This is a genomic window from Mycobacterium toneyamaense (assembly GCF_055384815.1).
The window spans coordinates 5,947,618-5,965,903 of the sequence record NZ_AP040333.1 but is presented as its reverse complement, the minus strand read 5'-3'; the positions used below and the strand labels follow the sequence as shown (position 1 = coordinate 5,965,903).

The window sequence follows — 18,286 nt, the reverse complement described above, 5'->3', positions numbered from 1 at the left end:
GGGTCACCTTCCGAACAGGATCTTGCGGGCGGCGGGCCGGATCAGCCGGGGCAGGACCTTGAGCCCATCGTCGAGCGAGTCGTTCAGGCTGCGCTGATGGGCCACCTTCGCCTTCTTGAGCAGGCTGAGCAGCTTGGCAGATTCCTCGGGGGTGAGCTTCTCGAGTACTGCCCGCGGTTGCCCGAGCTCGTCGAGCAACGGGTTGTCGGTACCCGTGGTTACGGCCTTGTCCATCCTAAATAATTATCACATTCGGATGGTGCAATTATCCAAAAGGCTGCGATCGCGGCGAAAAGGGCCCTTAAGCTGGCCTGTTATCTGGATAGCGATAGTATCGAGGCTCGTCGTGCGGAGGATGTGGAGGACGTGGTGGCGGCTCGGAAGGTGCTGACTCGGGCGGAGAGTCAAGCGCAGACGCGGCAGGAATTGCTGGATGCCGCAGAGCAACAGTTCTACGCCAACGGGTACCACGCCACGTCGCTCGCGGCCATCGCGGCGGAGGCGGGACGCACCATCGGCGCGGTCTACAGCAACTTCGAGGGCAAGGAAGCGCTGTGCCTCGAGGTGATCCGCAACCGTTCCATGGCCGAACTCAATCAACTGCTCGGACCGCTCGTGGCGGCCGGCGTCTCCACCGACGACAGGCTGGCGGCGCTCGCGAGTTGGTGGGCCCGCATCGGTGCCGAGCCCAACCTCGTCGTGTTGACCGCTGAATACGTCACCAGCACCTTCCACGATCCTGAGCAGCTCGGCAAGGCCCGTGAGGCGCTGGAACGGTTCAAGGAATCGACGCGGGTGCTGCTGGAAGACGCTGTGCCCGAAGGGGTTCCGGCCGATCACCCGCTGATGGACGACGCCATCGAAGTGGCGGTGGCGACCGGCGCCGGCATCGCGATGGCCCAGGCGCTGGGCACGATCGACGCCGAGCGGGGCGCCGCGCTGATGGTCGCCAACATGCGGTTGTGGTTCGACGCGTTGACCACCGGCAAGTCTGAGTAGATCAGCTCGTCCCTGCGGTCACCCGCTGTGCCGCGACCGCGCGGAGCGCCGCGACAACGTCGGCGGTGGCGAGGTCTGCGGCGTACCGCGCCCGGTGTTCCCACGTCACCCGTCGGCCACCCTGCTCGACGACGAACACGCCACCGAGTCGGCGCGGATCGCCGGTGCGCTGATAGGGATAGATCCCGGCCCGGACAAGGTTGAAGAAGGCGCTCAGATTCCGGATCGGATTCAGCAGGCGGCGTCGGGTGGCCAATCCCATTGTGCGGTAAAGGGTGTGGTCCTCGGTGACCATCACGGGAGTGCGGGCCCCGGAGCGCTTTCGAAATGTGAAGCCCTGGATCGACGTGCCGATGCCGATCAGGATCACCTGGGCGCCAAGCGCTTCCACCTCATCGAAGCGGCCGGTCAGCTCTCTCGCCTGCGCCAGGCCGAACGCGCTGCCGAACTGCGGTAGGAACACCAGCGCCACCGGCCCGTCGCGCCAGAAGTCCTGGAACTCGTGCAAGTGGTGCCGGTCATCGAACACCCGCTCATTGCTGATGACGTCGACGCGGCTCAATTGACCGCTCCCACAGTGTCATCGGCCCGCTCGGTGGCGTCCGTCGGCGCGAACGGGCACATCGTGCCGCGTTTGCCGTGCTGCAGCGTCAGGCCGGGGTCGTGCGCCATCTCGACGAAGCCGGTGCTGTCGGCATGGCGAATCACGTTGTGCAGATAGCCCCACGTCTCGGGACCGAAGTACGGGATGAAGATGCGGTCGAAGATCGGGTTCTGCAGCGCCTTGACCGTCGCCTTCACCAGCAATGCGCCCAGTCGCGGGCGCATGCGGTAGTCCTCGAGGCCGCAGATCTGCCGGACATACGGCGTCAGCAGCGGGATGGCGGCCCAGATGGCGACGCGCATCAGCACCCCGATGACCAGGTTCGGGTACAGCGGCGTCACCGGGGGACGGGTCATGAAGTCGGTGAGTTCCTGCGCCGGCCGCGTGAACGCCATGAGCTCCTGCTCGGCCCGTTGCACCCAGGCTTCGACATCTTCGGGGGTGTCCGGCAGCTCGCCCGCCGGCATTCCCATCAGCTGACAGACCTTGACCTGCTCACGGTAGAACTGGCGCTCGTCGTCGTCGGTCGCATTCGGGTCGCCGAAGGCCTTGTACGCGCGCCACAGGTGCGGCCAGCCCACGACGTAAGTGAATTTGAGCGTCTCGACGTGGTTGGCCTGGAACAGCTCGCCGGTCGCGGGGACCTCGCCGGTGATGTGAGAGTGCTTGCGGAACAGGTCAACTCCCACTTTTTCGGCGCTCGCGGTGTCGCCCGCGACGGCGCCGGCGAAGAAGTGGAGGCTGCGCCGGATCCGGCCGATCGCGTCGTAGTAGTACGTGGTGTGGTGACCGACGCCGTAGGCCCCGTCGGGGTCCAGTACCGAGATGAAAAGTCCTGAGAGGGCGCCCATTCCGGCAACCATGACGTTCTCGTAGACCTTCCAGCTGATCGACTCGGGTCCGAAGTAGCCGTTGTCGATCCGGGGGGCCTCCGCTATCGCCAGGGCCTTCTTCCCATTCTTGCCGTGCAGCTTGAGCAGGAAGTCGTACCGGCGGTCGATTCTCTGGCGTTCGGCTTTGGACATCGCGACGTCCTGTAGGCGGACGGACTTCATGGTTCCTCCCATGTCAATTGGGATAGCAACGTTATTCCAATTGCGACGTTACTCCAGGCGGCCTGGCGGGACAAGGGGAAACCAAGGGCCGCAGTCAGGCCTGTCGGCGTTGGTCGAGACGTTCCGCCGCTATCTCGAAAAATGCGGTGGCACACAACATCTCATCGGTTCCATCCAAGTGGAGGTGCGCGACGACGACACGGCCGTGACCCGGGCGTACGTACAGGCCCGGCATCAGGGCCTCGGCCCGCTCGCGGCCGAGACCTTCGACACCAACGGTGAATACACCGACACCTGGGCCCGGCGGCCCGAAGGCTGGCGGATCGTCAACCGCATCAGCCGGTGGTCGGCGATGTCCGGCAACCCTGCGGTGTTGTTTCCGCAGTAGCGGATCAGCGGAATCGGACGTCCATGGTGGCGAGGCCGAAGATCTTCTTGCCGCCCGACTTGGCCCCGACGATGACGACGCCGGTGCGGGTCTCGGGATCCAGCGACTTGATCTTGCCGCTGAACTCGATGTCGCAGCCTTCGGTGGCCGGCACCACCGCGGGCGCAGACAGCCGCACGGTGTAGCGGCTCACGGCACCGGGGTCGCCGGACCATGTCGAGGCGTATCCGGCGCCCAGGCCCATGGTCAGCATGCCGTGTGCGATGACGTCGGGCAACCCGGCCAGCTGGGCCAGATCCTTGTCCCAGTGGATCGGGTTGGCGTCGCCGGCGACGCCGGCGTAGTTCACGAGGTCGCCCAGCGACAGCCGCAGGTGACTTGCGGGCAGTTCGTCGCCGACGGATACGTCATCGAACGACGGCGTGCCCGGCGTGCGGTCCGCGTCGGTGGCGATGCGGACCTCGCCGTCGGGGCGCACCGTCTTGCGGTACTCCTCCGAGCCGATGTCCAGGATGTTCATGTCGTGCATCATGGCCTTCTGCACGGCCGTCTTGACGTCGCCGTCGATGTCCTCGGCCGTCACGCCGACGACGGTGGTGTGCAGCGTGTGGACGCGCTCGCCCTTGGTGTCGGTGAAAGTGTTGGTCACGGTGATGAAGTCGCGGCCCGCGGTCCGGCGCACGGACGTCAGCTCGACGTCGATGACCAGTTCGTCACCCGCGACGATCGGGCGGTGCTGTTCGAAGACCTCTTCGGTCTGCAGGTAGGTGTCGTAGCCGACGACGATCGACTCGAACATCCGCCGGTTGCACTTCATGCCGGGCGTCGAGGTGAACGTGATCGGCGCGATCACGTCGGCATAGCCGAGCTCGTTGGCGGCAGCGACGTCCCAGTGCGCAGGGTGGTAGTCCTGCACCGCGCGGGCGTACTCGCGCAGCTTCTCGCGGCCGACCAGGTAGGTGCCATCCATCTGGTAGTGGTGGCCGATCCGCGCTTCGAGCGGCGACGCTTCTGCTGCTGTCGTCATGACTGTGCCCAACTTTTCTATCGACATGTTCGCTGAGGCCGACCAAAGCACCCTACGCGGCGTGGGGGCGGCAACACACGTCGATGCGCCGTCTACCTGCGCCGAGCGGCGGCAAATGTGCCCAAAACCACGTGATTCCGGGGCCCGCGGAGGCTGTTCGCGGGCCTCTGCGGGCGCGTGCTTGACTGGCAGCATGGCCCGCACACCCACCTTGGCCCGTCGGTTGTTCGAGCGATACGAACCCGTGCACGCGATCACGTACTTTGCGCCCGAGGCGCGCGCGGCGGCCGTCGACCTCGGCTACCGCAGCTTCTGGAGCGGCTACTTCGTCACCCGGTCAGCGCCCCTGGGCCCGGTGCCGCCGCAGGTCGTCGAGGCGATCTTCTACAACTTCGCCGCCCACCGCGTCGCGAAGTCGCTGGCCGGAGCGTGGGACATCGCGACGCCTCAACAGGCGCTCGCGGCCAGGGAAGCGGGAGCGGTCGCCGCATTGCGCCGCTACGGCCTCACCGCCGACGACAACCTGCGCACTGCCGCCGATCTGCTCGGGCGGGTCGCACGGGGTGCGGCTGTCGACGGCCGGCCGTTGTTCGCCGCCCTGTCCGCGGTGCAGTGGCCCGACGAGCCGGTGGCTGCGCTGTGGCACGCGGCGACCCTGTTGCGCGAACAGCGGGGCGACGCCCATGTGGCCGCTCTCGTGGCGGCCGGCATCACCGGCCGTGAATCCAACGTGCTGCACGTCGCGGCGGGCCGCACCACCCGGGACAAGGTCGTGTCCACGCGCGACTACGACGACGCCGAGTGGGACGCCGTCACCGCGCGGCTGGCGGCGCGGAGCCTGGTGACGGCAGACGGCTCGTTGACCGACGCGGGACGCGAGCTGAAGAACGACATCGAGTACCGCACCGACGCGGCCGCGCTGGCGACGCTCGACGTGCTGAGCGACGCCGAGGTCGAGATGCTGTTCCAGGCGCTGACCCCGATCGCCCGGATGGTGGTCGCCGGCGGCGATCTGCCGGCCATCACCCCGATGGCGTTGCAGCACAGCGATCTCGACGATCCCAGCGCACACCTGGGCTAGGCGGCCAGGGCACCGCGCTTGCGCAGCAGCGGCAGCACGCCTTCGGCGAACCAGTAGGCCTCTTCGAGGTGTGGGTAGCCGGACAGGATGAACTCGTCGAACCCCAGGTCGTGGTACTCGGAGATCAGCGCGGCGACTTCTTCATGGCTACCGACGAGTGCAGTCCCGGCGCCACCGCGGACCAGACCGACACCGGCCCAGAGGTTCGGGTAGACCTCGAGGTGGTCGAGCCGTCCACCGTGCAGCGCGGTCATGCGCCGTTGCCCCTCGGATTCGGAATTGGCATGCAGTGCTGTGGCTTTGGCGATCTGTTCGGGCGTCAACTCAGCCAGCAGAGAATTGGCGACGGCCCAGGCGGCTGCGGAGGTGTCGCGGGTGATGGTGTGCAGCCGGATGCCGAACCGCAGGGTGCGTCCGCGGGCCTTGGCCAGTTCGCGTACCTGTGCGATCTTCGCGGCCGCGGCGGCCGGCGGTTCACCCCACGTCAGATAGACGTCGACATGCTCCGCCGCGATGGGCAGCGCGGCCGGTGACGATCCACCGAAGTACAGCTGCGGCAACGGGTTCGGTGGTTCGGAGACGCGGGCATCGGTGACGGAGTAGTGCCTGCCGCGGTAGTCCACGGGGCCGCCGCGCCAGACGTCGCGCACGATCTCGAGGAATTCACCGGTGCGTTCGTACCGCTGATCGTGGCTGAGCCAGTCGCCGAAGCGGCGCTGCTCGACATCGTCGCCGCCGCTGACGATGTTGAGCAGCAGCCGTCCTCCGGAGAATCGCTGGAAAGTCGCTGCCTGCTGCGCGGCCAGGGTGGGCGGCACCAGACCGGGCCGGAAGGCGACCAGGAACTTGAGTCGTTCGGTCTGCTCGAGCAGGGCTGCCGACGTCAACCAGGCGTCCTCACACCAGGTTCCGGTCGGGGTCAGCACCCCCTCGTACCCGAGCCGGTCGGCGGCGCGGGCCACTTCACCGAGGTAGCGCAGGCTGGGCTTGCGGTATCCCGCGGGGACCGTGTGGTGCGATGACGCGTGCGACGCGCCGACGATCGAGCGACTGTCACCGTTTGTGGGCAGAAACCAGAAGAACTTGGCGGACAAGACGATCCTCCTATTTTGCGGTGGTCCAGAACTGTGACAACTGATCGCCGAACCGGTTGTCGACGAACTGCGAAAAGGCGGTTTTGTGGTCGATCTGTCCGGATTGTGTGAACGCGTCGGCGAGCTGCTGCTCAGAGGCGATCACCGCATCGTTGATGGGAATGGGCAGCCGCAGGCTCCGAGACTGCGCGACACGGGCCACCTGCGGATCGATTCCGATTGCGGCAGCGTACTTTTGGTACCACTCGTCGGGGTGGTCCTTGGCCCAGAGCGAGGCCCGCGCCACCCGTTGGACGAAGTCGGCCAGCGCGCTGTTGCGTTTGGCGTCCTGCAGCGCGGCCACCGAGGCGATGCCGAATCCGTAGCCGTTGGTGACGCTTTCGGCGGTGACGACGGTACGGACCTTGAGCTGGTTCTGGGCCAGGGCCGTGTACGGATCCCAGATGGCCCAGGCATCGGCCTGCCCCTGGCTCAGTGCGGTGAAGGCGTCGGCCGGCTGCAGGAACACCAGCTGGATGTCCTTGACCGTCAGGCCGGCCTTCTGCAGCTGAAGCAACAGATGGCCGTGTGCCGAGCTGCCCTTGCCGACGACGACCTTCTTCCCGCGGAGGTCGGCCACGGTATGCACCGCTGAGCCGGCGGGGGTGAGGATCTGGTCACCGGCCGCGCTGTTCGAATAGGCCGAAATGACGCGGATTTTCGCGTCTGCCGCAGCGCCGAAGATCGGCGGCGTGTTCCCGGTGACGGCGAAGTCGATCTTGCCCGCGGTAGCCGCTTCGACCTGGGGCGGTCCGGAGGTGAACGTCGAGAACTGCACCTTGTAGGGCACGTTGTCGAGCTCCCCGGCGGCCCGGAGCAACGACTCGGTACCGCCCTTCTGATCACCCACCTGCAGCGTCAGTCCGGACAGGTCCGCTGCCGGAACTGTCTGGGGCACAGCCACTTCGTTCTTGGTGTCGCGGCTGGAGACACAGGCGGTGAGCAGTGCTCCGGCGGCCAGGATGGAGAGCAGCCGTGCTGCCCGGGAATGCGTCACAGTCTTCTCCTGTCAGACACCGAGCCGCGTCAGTAGCTCGGTGCGGTAGTCGTCGGTGCGTTGGTCGCGCTGACCGTGTGGTTGTCGGGGATTCGCGATCGGCAGGGTGTGCGCCACCCGTCCGTTCTCCAGCACGACGATGGTGTCGGCCAGTGCGATGGCCTCGTCCACGTCATGCGTGACCAGGAGCACCCCGAAGTTGTGCTGGCGCCAGAGGTTCAGCAGCAGGCGGTGCATCGACAGTCGGGTGAGGGCGTCGAGCGCGCCGAAGGGCTCGTCGAGTAACAGCAGTTGGGGCTCCGCCACCAGCGCGCGGGCCAGGGACACCCGCTGCGCCTGACCACCGGACAGGGTCAGCGGCCACGCCTGCGCCTTGTCTGCCAGGCCCACCTCGTCCAGGGCCTGGTCGGCGCGGGAAAGCGCCTCGGCGCGAGACAATTTGGCGCGGGTCAGGCCGTATCGGACATTGTCGCGAACGGACCGCCACGGGAACAGCCGGGGTTCCTGGAAGGCGACGGCCGGCGCGCCCTGTACCTCGCGCTCGCCCTGGAAATCACCGGCGATGCCGGAAAGCACCCGCAGTATCGTCGATTTTCCGGAACCGCTGCGCCCGACGAGCGCGACGATCTCGCCGCGCTTCACGCGGAGGCTGACCTCGTCGAGCACCCGATTGGCGCCGTACCACTTGGATACCGAACGCAACTCCGCTGCGGGCGGTTCCGATACCACCGGCGGTTCCACGGGTACTTCGTAAAGTGCTGTCACAGGGTGCCTTTCAGACGCGGTAGCGCAAAGCACGGCGCTCCAGAATCCGCACCAGTGCGTCGGTGATGATGCCGAGCAGCGCGTAGACGACGAGGCCGAAGATGATCACGTCGATGCGGAGGAAGTCGCGCGCGTTGTTGATGAGGTAGCCGACACCTGAGTCGGCGTTGATCTGCTCGGCGACGATGAGCGTGAGCCACGAGATGGCAAGCGATTGCCGCAGGCCCACCAGTACCTGGGGTGCGGCGCTGGGGATGACGACGGTCCGCAGCCGTTGCAGGGGCGAAAAGCCGAGTACGGCAGCCGTTTCGAAGAGCTTGGGGTCGACCTGGCAGATGGCCGACGAGGTATTGAGGTAGAGCGGGAACGCCGCACCCAACGCGACCATGAGCACCTTGGGCAGCTCGCCGATGCCGAACCAGACGATGAACAGCGGGATCAGGCCGAGGTGCGGGAGCGCCCGGATCATCTGCATCGTCGGATCGACCGTGGCGTCGGCCCACCTCGAGAACCCCACGAGGGCGCCGAGAGCGGCGCCGATGACGCCGCCGAGGAGCAGGCCCTCGGCGGCGCGGATGCCGGAGATGCGCAGCGCTTCGGCGAGTTGACCGTTGCCGATCAGCTCGATGCCTGCCTCTGCGATGGTCTGGGGTGCCGGCAGGACCGCGGGATCGATGAGGCCCCACGCGCTGCCGGCCTGCCACAGGATGAGTACCGCCAGCGGTGACAGCCAGCGGATGATTTCCCAGCGCCGGGCATGGACGCGGCTGCGCCAGGAAACCGCCTGCACCGCTGCAGGTTCGGTTCCGGGGGCCGCGCCGGCCACCGGGGCCTCGCGGGTGGTCATCACGCTCCTCACGTCGACGGCTATCGGTCAGGCGCGCACGCCATGACACCGAACGTAGGAGGCCGGGCGCGGCACGTGAAGAATTACCGTCGCCCTGATTCCACGGGAACGGGGGCGGTCGACCGCCGGCAGTGCCGTTTGCAGCATGCCAGGTCGCCAAGACGATCACGCATGGATCTCAGACGAAAGCGCATTGATCGTCGCGTTCGGTGACTCTACGTTTTGAGCTATGAAGACAGTGCTGATCACGGGTTGTTCGTCGGGCTACGGGCTGGAGATCGCCCGGCACTTCCATGCGCAAGGCTGGAATGTCGTCGCGACCATGAGAACGCCACGGCCCGAACTACTTCCGGACTCGGACCGAATCAGGGTGCTGGCGCTCGACGTCACGGATCCGCAGAGCATCGCCGGCGCCATCGCAGCCGCCGGTCCGATCGACGTGCTGGTCAACAATGCCGGCGTCGGGGTGGTGGGCGCGTTCGAGGCCACCCCGATGGCGACGACACGGGAGGTATTCGAGACCAACACCTTTGGCGTCATAGCCATGACGCAGGCCGTTGTCCCGCAATTCCGTGAACGGCGGTCCGGTGTCATCGTGAACGTGACCTCCAGTGCGACCTTGGCGCCGATGCCGCTGGCAGCGGTGTACACCGCGAGCAAGGCGGCGATCGAAGGTTTCACCGGCTCGCTGGCATTGGAGCTCGAATTCTTCGGAGTGGCTGCCAAACTCGTCGAGCCGGGCTATGGACCGGGCACCAATTTCGCCGCCAACGGCGCCGACCGGATGGACGGCCTGCTGCCTCCCGAGTACCTGGAGTTCGCGGGACCGGTCATGGCCGCGTTCGGCGACGTCGACGTGTTCACAACGGCGTCCGACGTGGCCGAGGTCGTCTACCAGGCCGCGACCGATACGTCGGGCCGGCTGCGGTTCGCGGCGGGCCCGGACGCGCTGGCCCTCGTCGCCGCGCACAGCGAATAGACACGTACTCGTCCGGTCGCGGGTACCGTGTCGAAATGGCAACGGACCCGCTCGATTTCATCGTCGCGCTGTTGCGGTGCCGGGCGGTGCGGTCGAAGATCGTGGCCGGTGGCGGTCAATGGAGCGTCCGCAAGCCGCGCTATACCGATCCGTCCTTCTGCGTGATGCTCGAAGGCGCATGCTGGTTCTGTCCCGAGGACGGCGACGCGATCGAACTCCGCGCGGGTGACTTTCTGCTGTTGCCGGAGACGCCGAGTTTCGTCCTGGCCAGCGACCTCGACTTGCCCGCGACGGACACGGCGATCGATCTCGACCGCGATGCCACCTACGGTGATGGCGCGCCGAGCATGCGCATGCTGGGTGGGTATTTCCAATTCGACAGGGCGAACGCCGAACTCGTGGCACGGCTGTTGCCGGCGGCGATTCTGATCAGGCGCGACGAACCCGGCGCGTCCCGGCTGGGCCGCATCGTCGAGTTGATCGCCGAGGAGGCCGACGAGCAGAACCGGTGTCGGGACCTCATTCTCGAGCGCCTGGTCGAGGTGTTGCTCATCGAGACGTGGCGGTTCGAGACCGAACACGCCGCCGTGGAGCGGGGGTTGCTCGGGGGGCTGGCTGATCCGGCACTCACGCACGCGCTCCGGGCGATGCATGCCGATCTGGCCGGCCAGTGGACGGTCGAGAAGCTGGCGCGCACGGCGGGGATGTCCCGCGCGGTTTTCGCTGAGCGCTTCTCCCGCACCGTCGGGATGCCGCCGCTGCAGTACCTCACCGAATGGCGCGTCGCACGGGCCAAGGAGCTACTGCTCGGTGAGCGGCCGTCGATGTCGGCGGTCGCCACCCGGGTCGGGTACGGCTCAGCGAGCGCCTTCAGTGCCGCCTTCACGCGCGTGGTGAGGTGCTCGCCGGCCGAGTTCGCCCGGCAGGACCGTCAACGCGCGTAACCGGGGCACATCGAAAAGGCTTCAGAGTCGGTACATTTCGCGTGCCATCGCGGCTTCCTCGAACGACGCCTCCCGGCGTGGTGGGTAGTAGTCGGCACGATGCTGAGGCCAATGGGTGCGGCCCTGGACCCAGGTGCCGGCGGCCGAGACCGCTTCGGCGACCTGCTGAGCGCTGTGGCGCAACCAATCCCGCATCATCTCCGCGGGGGCCGGAACGTGTGCGTGTGTCATGCGTTCGACGCTACGAATCAGCTGGGCGGCGGACATCGGGCTCGAGGCTGATCTTGATGTCCGCCCGCGGTAGGAGGCGGTAGGGGTCAGCATCCGACTCAGGGACCGACGAAATCCTCCAGCGCAGACTCGATTTCGTGCGCCAACCGTTGCGGCGCTGCAGCGTCTCCGTGGATCAGATCACGTAGTGCGCGGTGAAACAGGCCGTCCGCGGTCGCGTAGACGATGGCGGGCGTGATGATGACGACGGACTCGCAGAGTTCGGCGTAGGCGATCACGGCCTTCCAGGTGAGCGCGGCAAGGCTGTCGTCGATCTCGTTGATGCTTGCGGCGAAGCGGTCGTCGAAGAGCGCTTGCGTGCGCAGGTCGTACCAGAGCCGGTGCATGGCGGCCGACTCGCGCAGTGAGTTGCTGAGGGCGCTGCTGATGCGGGTCTTGAGTTCCGGCCCGGAACTGCCGTCGATGACGATGGAGTTGTAGCGGTCGATGAAGTGGTTCTTGTACTGCCGCACGCAGCACATGACGAGGTCGTCTTTGTCGTCGAAGTAGTAGTGCAGAACGCCGAGCGATATCTCGCAATGCTGGGCGAGCTCCCGCATGCTGGCGCGCGCGAAGCCCAGTTCAGCAAGTCCGCTGGTGGCTTGGGTGGCCAGCTCCTGACGGCGCGCAGCGAACTTTTGCCCACGCGCGCCCGCCAGTCGGCCTGCAACGCGGCTCGAAGGGGTATCCACAGGGCTCCAGTGGCAGATGAGGTGTCAGTGAACTGGCGGGGAATACCAAGTCTATTCCTCCGATCAGGTACTTCTGCCCCGGGGTGGCAAAGTTTGGACGATCGTCTTGAAATGCCTCCAAAGAATGGCGCAGGTCGCTATCATGCTCCGCGAGTACTCGAAATTCGACGGAAATGGTGCCGATGAGCGAACAACAAGCAGCGGCGGACTCTGCTGCGGACGACAGGTTGGCGTGGTTGCGGAAGTCGGTCGCGGAAGGGCAGCCGGGAGCGGTTGATTCGGCGTGGAGCTGGATCGTCGAGCTGTCCAAGCTGGCGGACAACGACTCCGATGCTGCCGAAGCGCAGCTCAACGATCTTTTCCGGCTGGGTACGCCGCCGGTCGATCTGGACGGCCCGACGGAGGGCATTCTCGTCATGACGACGACGAACCCTGCGCTCGATACCGTGACGCGGGCTGTTACGGCCCTGTGGATGCCGTGGCAGGGCAAGCGCTTCGATTCGGAGGCCGGCACCGGCGACAATCGGCTGACCAAGAGCACTGGCCTGGTTGGCAAGCTGCTGTGGCCGCTGTATTCGATGCGTGATGCCGAATCCGGCAAACTCGCCTTCGACTTCGCGACCTACGTGGAAGCCGGTAAGGACGACCCCGATCGTCAGGTCATGGTCATCGATTACGCCAACGTTGAATCGAACCCGCGCCTGGTGATCCGGAGCATCCGGGACGAACTGGTGCAGCTCGTGCCCGGTGTCTACCTCGGCAAGATTCTGTTCAACACCGGCTCCGACAAGTACAGCAAGATCGGCTACTTCGCATTGCGCACGCCGCGCTGACAGACCTCGCGTTCACAGCCCACCTAAACGACTAACTCGAAAAAGAAACGGCAACAACATGACTGAGTGGCACGAATACCCGTCTCTGCTCCTGCAGCTGAACGCTCTCACCAAGGCTCGCGATGACCTTCGCGCGCACAATCTGTACGAGAGCTACGGGATGCGTCCTGCCGATGACCTCGGCCAGCCCACCGAAGAAGTGCGTCGGGCCCGTCAGCCTGACGGCACCTGGAACGACCTCGCGGATCCGCACATGGGTGCCAAGGGCACCGGCTTCGGACGCAACGTGCCGCTGTCGATGACCGTCACCGACGTCAAGCGTCTGCTCAAGCCGGACCCGCGCGTCATCAGCCGCAAGCTGATGGCCCGCGACGACTTCAAGCCGGCCGGCATCATCAACGCGCTGGCCGCTGCATGGCTGCAGTTCGAGAACCACAACTGGTTCTTCCATGGCGACGGTGTGCCCGACAAGACCATCGACATCCCGCTGAGCGCCGATGATCAGTTCCCCGAGAACCCGATGAAGATCCGGTGCACCATCCCGCTGCGGGGCGAGATAGCGGATGGTTGTCCCGCACCGGTTTTCGCGAACGCAGAGACGCACTGGTGGGACGGCTCGCAGGTCTACGGCAGCGGCAAGGAGCGCCAGTCGCAGGTCCGCACCTTCGTCGACGGCAAGGTGAAGGTCGACCCGAACGGGCGTCTTCCCGAGAGCGACATCAAGGGCATCGACCTGACCGGTATGCAGGAGAACTACTGGGTCGGCACCGGTCTGCTGCACACCATGTTCGCGCGTGAGCACAACGCCGTCTGCGATGCCCTGAAGAAGGCCTACCCGAGCTTCGATGATCAGCGGCTCTTCGAGGTCGGCGTCCTCGTCGTCTCTGCGCTGATCGCCAAGATCCACACCGTGGAGTGGACGCCGTGCGTGCTGCGCCACCCGGCGCTGCAGATCGGCATGAACGCGAACTGGTATGGCGCACTGGGAGAGACGTTCCAGGAGAAGTTCGGCCGGATCAGTGACAACGAGGCGATCTCGGGCATCATCGGGTCACCGACGGATCACCACACCGCGCCGTTCTCGCTGACCGAGGAGTTCGTGTCGGTCTACCGCATGCACCCGCTGATCCCGGACGACTGGAACTTCTTCTCGCTGGAGTCCGGTGAGCACCTGGTCAAGGCGGACTTCACCCAGCTGCAGGGTGCCTACACACGCGGCTTCATGGACAAGATCCAGATGGGCGACATGTGGTACTCGTTCGGCCTGGCCAGCGCCGGTGCCGTCTGCCTGCACAACTACCCGAACGCGCTGCGCAACCTCACCCGGGTCGACGGTCAGGTCACCGACCTCGCCACCCTCGACATCGTGCGTGACCGCGAGCGAGGTGTGCCGCGCTACAACGACTTCCGTGAGGCACTGCGGATGCCGCGCCGCAAGACCATCGACGACATCACCCCGAACAAGCAGTGGGCCCGGGAGATCAACGAGGTCTACAACGGCGACGTCGACGCCGTCGACCTCCAGATCGGTATGCAGGCCGAGCAGCCGCCGAAGGGATTCGGCTTCTCGGACACCGCTTTCCGGATCTTCATCCTGATGGCGTCACGCCGGCTCAAGAGCGACCGGTTCTTCACCAACGACTTCAAGCCCGAGGTGTACACCCAGGTCGGGTTCGACTGGGTGAACAACAACACCATGAAGGACGTCATGCTGCGGCACTACCCGGAGCTGGAGCCGGTGATCGGTGACGTCGAGCGGGTGTTCGCGCCGTGGCCGAAGCTGGGTGCGCCGGTGCCGGGGAAGAAGAACCCCGTGGTGCAGCTGGCCGACTCGGTCCGCGCTTACCTGCCCTGGGGCTGACGCGCGATGGCCGAGGATTTCCCGCACGCATCCATCGTCGAAGGCGTTCGGTTCACCGCTCAGATCGGTGTGCCGAATGTCCTTCTGGGACTGTTCAACAAGCGAGAGTTGCCCACCCGCATCGCCTCGGGCCTGAGTTCGGACTACCTGGGATACCAGCTGGTCGAGGGCATGGTGCGCAGCTACGGCCCCGGACCGTTCTACGTCCGGGTCGTCGCCGACGAGGCGCTGCTGGTGCACCACCCGGACGACCTGAAGTTCGTGTTGGGCGGCTCGCCCGACCCGTTCGCCTCTGACCCGAAGCCCAAGCGGGAGGGCATGGCGGCGTTCCAGCCGGACGCGCTGACCATCTCCCGTGGGCAGCCGTGGGAGGACCGGCGTCGCTTCGCCGAAGCGGTGCTGGACACCGGGCATCCGGTCCACCGGTTGGCGCAGGCGTTCGTGGAGAAGGTCGTGCAGACGGTGGAGGGTCTCGGCTCCGGGGCGCTGAAGTGGTCCGATTGGAACGCGGCATTCCAGCGGCTGACCCGGTGTATCGTCTTCGGCGACAAGGCGGCCGACGACACCCGGCTCACCTCGCAGCTGAGCGAACTGATGTCCGCGGGCAACGGGATGCCGGGAGAGCCGGCGCCGGGATATCCGGAGTTCGTCTCTCACATCGAGTCCTACCTGAAGGATCCGGAGCCGGGCAGTCTGGCCGCGCTCATCGCGGAGACCACCGCGCCGGAGACCGCGAGCCCTGCGAGCCAGGTGATCCACTGGTTGTTCGCGATGGGGGACACCCTGGCTGCCAACGCATTCCGCACGCTGGCGGTGCTGTCGACGCACCCCGAGCACCTGCGCGAGGTCCGGGCGGAGATGGAGTCGGCCGACATCGGCTCGGGACAGGGCATCGCGTCGCTGAAGTATCTCGGCGGGTGCCTGCTCGACACCATGCGGCTGTGGCCGACGACCGGATTGTTCGGCCGGGTCGCCACCCGGGACATCGAGTTCCCCAGTGGGGCAGTGCTGCCCGAAGGCAAGCAGGTCCTCATCTACAACGTGTTCAACCACCGGAACCGCGACAGGATCCCCTACGCCGACCGGTTTTCGCCAGGTGAATGGGTCAGCGGTGATGCCGGGAGTGACTGGTCGTACAACTTCTTCAGCCACGGTCCGCAGGGCTGCCCGGGCGCCGGCTTGTCGGTTTTCCTCGGTCAGGCCTTCCTGGCGCACGTGTTGAACGGGTCCACACCGGTGCTGCGCGGGGCTACGCTGAACCCGCAGAAGTCACTGCCGCACAGTGTCGATCTGTACGGCATCAGCATCGAACGCTAGATGGGACCCTTGTGACGACGACCGCCGAACATCTGCGCTACGCCCTTGACGGGCGGTGGCGTGAGGTGAAAGACCGTATTCGGCAGGAACTTTCCGCTGAACTGTTCAAGCCGCACTACACCCCGGACACTGCGGTGGCCCGGGCCAAGGTCACCGAGCAGATGAAGTACATGGCGTCGCGCGGCGCCGCCGAGGACGCCTTCGCCAAGGGTCACGGCGGCAACGGCGATGCGGGCGCCACCATCGCCCGCATCGAGATGCTGGCCATGAGCGACCTGTCGCTGATGGTCAAGGCCGGGGTGCAGTGGGGTCTGTTCGGCGGTGCGATCGACAACCTGGGTACCGAACGCCACCACGAGGCCTACGTGCGCAAGGCCATCGATCTGGATCTGGTCGGTTGCTTCGGCATGACGGAGACCGGGCACGGCAGCGACGTGCAGTCCCTGGAGACGACAGCCACCTACGATCCGGCCACCCAAGAGTTCGTCATCGATTCTCCGACCCCTACGGCGCGCAAGGATTACATCGGCGGCGCTGCTGAATCTGCCCAGGTATCAGCGGTTTTCGCACAGCTGATCACGGGCGGCGAGAGCCAGGGCGTGCATTGCTTCATGGTGCCGCTGCGCGACGAGTACGGCAACGACCTACCGGGCGTCCGCACCTCGGACTGTCACTACAAGGGCGGACTGCCCGGTGTCGACAACGGTCGCATTCAGTTCGACCATGTGCGCATCCCGCGGGAGAACCTGCTGAACCGCTACGGCGATGTCGCCGCGGACGGGACCTATTCGTCGCCCATCGACAACCCCAACCGGCGGTTCTTCACCATGCTGGGCACCCTGATCCGTGGACGCGTAACGGTCGGCGGCAGTGCCGCGGCCGCCGCCCGCGTCGCGCTGGATATCGCGACGCGATATGCGTTGCAGCGCAGGCAGTTCGAGGCGCCGAAGACGGACGACGAAGTCCTGATCATGGACTACCTGGTGCACCAGCGTCGGCTGCTGCCGCTGATCGCGAAGTCCTATGCACTGCAGTTCGCGCAGAACGAGTTGGTGGCGGACCTGCACGATCTGACCGAGGAAGCCGAACCCGACGGTGAGGTGCAGCGTGAGCTCGAGGCGCGCGCCGCCGGTCTGAAGGCCGCGGCGACGTGGCACGCCACCAAAGCCATCCAGGAGTGCCGCGAAGCCTGCGGCGGCGCAGGGTATCTGGCGGAGAACCGGCTCATCGCGCTCAAGGCGGACACGGATGTCTTCACCACCTTCGAAGGTGACAACCACGTCTTGACGCAGTTGGTGGCCAAGCACCTGCTCACCGAGTACGCCGACGACATCAAGGGCATGAGCCCGTTCGAGTGGGTGAAGTTCGCGACCAGCACGGCCCGGGAGCGGGTGCGCCGGAGCACCGGCACCGAGACCATCCTGCAGAACCTCCTCGACACTCGCCAGGACAACGAGGAAGAGGGCAGCCTCTTCAACCGCGGCACCCAGGCGAAGATGTTCGAGGACCGGGCCGACTATCTGCTGTCGACGGTCGCCCGCCGCCTGCAGGCCAACTCCAAGGAGATGAGCCCGTTCGAGGCGTTCAACTCCGTGCAGGACCACGTGCTGCACGCGGCGTCGGCGCACATCGACCGCATCGTGTTCGAGTCGTTCGCCGCCGGTATCGACGCGTGCACGGATCCCGAGGCCCGCGAAATCTTCGGCCTCGTGTGCGATCTGTATGCGCTGTCGGTGATCGAAGAAGACAAGGCCTGGTACATCGAGCACCGCTTCCTGTCCATGGACCGGGCGAAGGCCGTCACCGCCGGCATCAACGACCGCTGCCGCAAGCTGCGGCCGTACGCCGAGGTGTTGGTCGACGGGTTCGGGATTCCCGAGCAGCTGCGCTACGCGGAGATGCTGCATCCGGAGCGCATCCCGGATATCTGAAAAAGTGTCCCGTTTGCGATGACTGAGCACTCCTAGTCAGTGAACGGTGCCCACGAGGGCTCCGACCTGCCAAGGAGAACATCATGACCGCTGTATCTGTCCGCCGTCGCTCAGCCGTCGCAGCTGCGCTCGTCGCCGCCGGAGCCGTCGCCGGCGCACTTGGCGCGGCGAGCCCGGCGAACGCTGGAGTCAACAGGTACCTCGCCATCGCGTTCTCACCGGCGACAGGGCAGTGGGGTTACACACAGAGCCTGTTGGACGCGAACCAGGCCAAGTTCGACGCGGTGGGTTACTGCCTCAACAAGGGCGGGACCGACTGCCGGATCGTGGTGTGGGGCGACAACGAGTGCGCCGCACTCGCGACGAGTCCCAACCCGTTCAACCACAGCCTCATGTGGGGCACAGGTGTGGCCCAGACGCAGAAGGAGGCCGAGACGAAAGCCCGGCTGTCGACGTCGTTCGGCGCGACCGTCGTCCTGTCGTTCTGCTCACTCGGCACCGAGCACTGACACGGGCGGGGTAGCGTCGTCCAATACGGTTGCGGACGGCGAAAGGGACCCGCC

At 66.1% G+C, this 18,286-nt stretch carries 20 protein-coding genes; 10 read left to right on the top strand and 10 right to left on the bottom strand.

The window, feature by feature from the left end:
* Window positions 1-3 precede the first annotated feature (3 nt).
* Window positions 4-234 carry a hypothetical protein gene (locus ACZ5IQ_RS28750; protein ID WP_133428048.1) on the bottom strand — a complete coding sequence of 77 codons (231 nt, stop codon included), beginning with the start codon at window positions 232-234 and terminating at the stop codon, window positions 4-6.
* A 135-nt stretch (window positions 235-369) separates the two neighbouring features.
* On the opposite strand from ACZ5IQ_RS28750, the gene ACZ5IQ_RS28745 reads away from it, so the two are divergent.
* Window positions 370-999 (top strand): TetR/AcrR family transcriptional regulator, encoded by a 630-nt coding sequence (locus ACZ5IQ_RS28745; protein ID WP_166428170.1) that lies wholly within the window; start codon window positions 370-372, stop codon window positions 997-999.
* A gap of 1 nt (window position 1,000) precedes the next feature.
* Here ACZ5IQ_RS28745 and ACZ5IQ_RS28740 read toward each other — a convergent pair whose 3' ends face one another.
* A complete protein-coding gene (locus ACZ5IQ_RS28740) occupies window positions 1,001-1,561 on the bottom strand; it encodes a peroxiredoxin-like family protein (RefSeq protein WP_464480585.1) in 561 nt (186 codons plus the stop codon).
* The gene (locus tag ACZ5IQ_RS28735; RefSeq protein ID WP_464480584.1) at window positions 1,558-2,658 is read right to left on the bottom strand and encodes an oxygenase MpaB family protein; all 1,101 of its coding nucleotides are present in this window, start codon (window positions 2,656-2,658) and stop codon (window positions 1,558-1,560) included. Before ACZ5IQ_RS28735 ends, ACZ5IQ_RS28740 begins: the two co-directional genes overlap by 4 nt.
* Here ACZ5IQ_RS28735 and ACZ5IQ_RS28730 point away from each other — a divergent pair.
* A complete protein-coding gene (locus tag ACZ5IQ_RS28730) occupies window positions 2,657-3,046 on the top strand; it encodes a nuclear transport factor 2 family protein (protein ID WP_464480583.1) in 390 nt (129 codons plus the stop codon). The genes ACZ5IQ_RS28735 and ACZ5IQ_RS28730 overlap by 2 nt on opposite strands.
* 4 nt (window positions 3,047-3,050) lie before the next feature.
* Here the strand turns inward: ACZ5IQ_RS28730 and ACZ5IQ_RS28725 are convergent, their stop codons facing one another.
* A complete protein-coding gene (locus tag ACZ5IQ_RS28725) occupies window positions 3,051-4,073 on the bottom strand; it encodes a fused (3R)-hydroxyacyl-ACP dehydratase subunits HadA/HadB (protein ID WP_061005471.1) in 1,023 nt (340 codons plus the stop codon).
* Window positions 4,074-4,266: 193 nt separating this feature from the next.
* Between ACZ5IQ_RS28725 and ACZ5IQ_RS28720 the strand changes: the two genes are divergently transcribed.
* Entirely contained in the window at window positions 4,267-5,154 is an 888-nt protein-coding gene (locus ACZ5IQ_RS28720) for an SCO6745 family protein (protein ID WP_464480582.1), read from the top strand.
* Here ACZ5IQ_RS28720 and ACZ5IQ_RS28715 read toward each other — a convergent pair.
* The 4 genes from ACZ5IQ_RS28715 to ACZ5IQ_RS28700 are packed head-to-tail and all read right to left on the bottom strand — an operon-like array spanning window position 5,151 to window position 8,896.
* Window positions 5,151-6,248 carry an LLM class flavin-dependent oxidoreductase gene (locus ACZ5IQ_RS28715; RefSeq protein ID WP_061003685.1) on the bottom strand — a complete coding sequence of 366 codons (1,098 nt, stop codon included), beginning with the start codon at window positions 6,246-6,248 and terminating at the stop codon, window positions 5,151-5,153. The two genes, ACZ5IQ_RS28720 and ACZ5IQ_RS28715, sit on opposite strands and share 4 nt — an antisense overlap.
* A 10-nt stretch (window positions 6,249-6,258) precedes the next feature.
* A complete protein-coding gene (locus ACZ5IQ_RS28710) occupies window positions 6,259-7,284 on the bottom strand; it encodes an ABC transporter substrate-binding protein (protein ID WP_061003686.1) in 1,026 nt (341 codons plus the stop codon).
* Between the two features lie 12 nt (window positions 7,285-7,296).
* On the bottom strand, window positions 7,297-8,049 hold the full coding sequence (locus tag ACZ5IQ_RS28705) for an ABC transporter ATP-binding protein (RefSeq protein WP_061003688.1): 753 nt from the start codon (window positions 8,047-8,049) through the stop codon (window positions 7,297-7,299).
* A gap of 10 nt (window positions 8,050-8,059) precedes the next feature.
* Window positions 8,060-8,896, bottom strand: coding sequence for an ABC transporter permease (locus ACZ5IQ_RS28700; protein ID WP_061003690.1), 837 nt, complete (start codon window positions 8,894-8,896; stop codon window positions 8,060-8,062).
* A 229-nt stretch (window positions 8,897-9,125) separates the two neighbouring features.
* Between ACZ5IQ_RS28700 and ACZ5IQ_RS28695 the strand changes: the two genes are divergently transcribed.
* Together ACZ5IQ_RS28695 and ACZ5IQ_RS28690 are read left to right on the top strand one after the other, a co-directional pair.
* On the top strand, window positions 9,126-9,875 hold the full coding sequence (locus ACZ5IQ_RS28695; RefSeq protein ID WP_346415325.1) for an SDR family oxidoreductase: 750 nt from the start codon (window positions 9,126-9,128) through the stop codon (window positions 9,873-9,875).
* Window positions 9,876-9,910: 35 nt separating this feature from the next.
* Window positions 9,911-10,819 carry an AraC family transcriptional regulator gene (locus ACZ5IQ_RS28690; RefSeq protein ID WP_406801710.1) on the top strand — a complete coding sequence of 303 codons (909 nt, stop codon included), beginning with the start codon at window positions 9,911-9,913 and terminating at the stop codon, window positions 10,817-10,819.
* 21 nt (window positions 10,820-10,840) lie between these two features.
* On the opposite strand, the gene ACZ5IQ_RS28685 is transcribed toward ACZ5IQ_RS28690, so the two are convergent.
* Both ACZ5IQ_RS28685 and ACZ5IQ_RS28680 read right to left on the bottom strand, forming a co-directional pair.
* Window positions 10,841-11,050: a hypothetical protein gene (locus tag ACZ5IQ_RS28685; RefSeq protein WP_142239372.1), complete on the bottom strand. Its 210-nt coding sequence runs from the start codon at window positions 11,048-11,050 to the stop codon at window positions 10,841-10,843.
* 98 nt (window positions 11,051-11,148) lie between these two features.
* Window positions 11,149-11,781 carry a TetR/AcrR family transcriptional regulator gene (locus ACZ5IQ_RS28680; protein ID WP_406801709.1) on the bottom strand — a complete coding sequence of 211 codons (633 nt, stop codon included), beginning with the start codon at window positions 11,779-11,781 and terminating at the stop codon, window positions 11,149-11,151.
* Between the two features lie 182 nt (window positions 11,782-11,963).
* On the opposite strand from ACZ5IQ_RS28680, the gene ACZ5IQ_RS28675 reads away from it, so the two are divergent.
* The 5 genes from ACZ5IQ_RS28675 to ACZ5IQ_RS28655 all read left to right on the top strand — a co-directional run bounded on the left by ACZ5IQ_RS28675 (window position 11,964) and on the right by ACZ5IQ_RS28655 (window position 18,232).
* Window positions 11,964-12,614 (top strand): hypothetical protein, encoded by a 651-nt coding sequence (locus ACZ5IQ_RS28675; RefSeq protein WP_234789641.1) that lies wholly within the window; start codon window positions 11,964-11,966, stop codon window positions 12,612-12,614.
* Window positions 12,615-12,672: 58 nt separating this feature from the next.
* Window positions 12,673-14,475 carry a peroxidase family protein gene (locus ACZ5IQ_RS28670; protein WP_406801708.1) on the top strand — a complete coding sequence of 601 codons (1,803 nt, stop codon included), beginning with the start codon at window positions 12,673-12,675 and terminating at the stop codon, window positions 14,473-14,475.
* Window positions 14,476-14,481: 6 nt separating this feature from the next.
* A complete protein-coding gene (locus ACZ5IQ_RS28665) occupies window positions 14,482-15,792 on the top strand; it encodes a cytochrome P450 (protein ID WP_406801707.1) in 1,311 nt (436 codons plus the stop codon).
* A gap of 11 nt (window positions 15,793-15,803) precedes the next feature.
* Window positions 15,804-17,723 (top strand): acyl-CoA dehydrogenase family protein, encoded by a 1,920-nt coding sequence (locus ACZ5IQ_RS28660; RefSeq protein ID WP_406801706.1) that lies wholly within the window; start codon window positions 15,804-15,806, stop codon window positions 17,721-17,723.
* 83 nt (window positions 17,724-17,806) lie between these two features.
* Window positions 17,807-18,232 carry a DUF4189 domain-containing protein gene (locus ACZ5IQ_RS28655; protein ID WP_073693791.1) on the top strand — a complete coding sequence of 142 codons (426 nt, stop codon included), beginning with the start codon at window positions 17,807-17,809 and terminating at the stop codon, window positions 18,230-18,232.
* The last annotated feature ends 54 nt before the right edge of the window (window positions 18,233-18,286 follow it).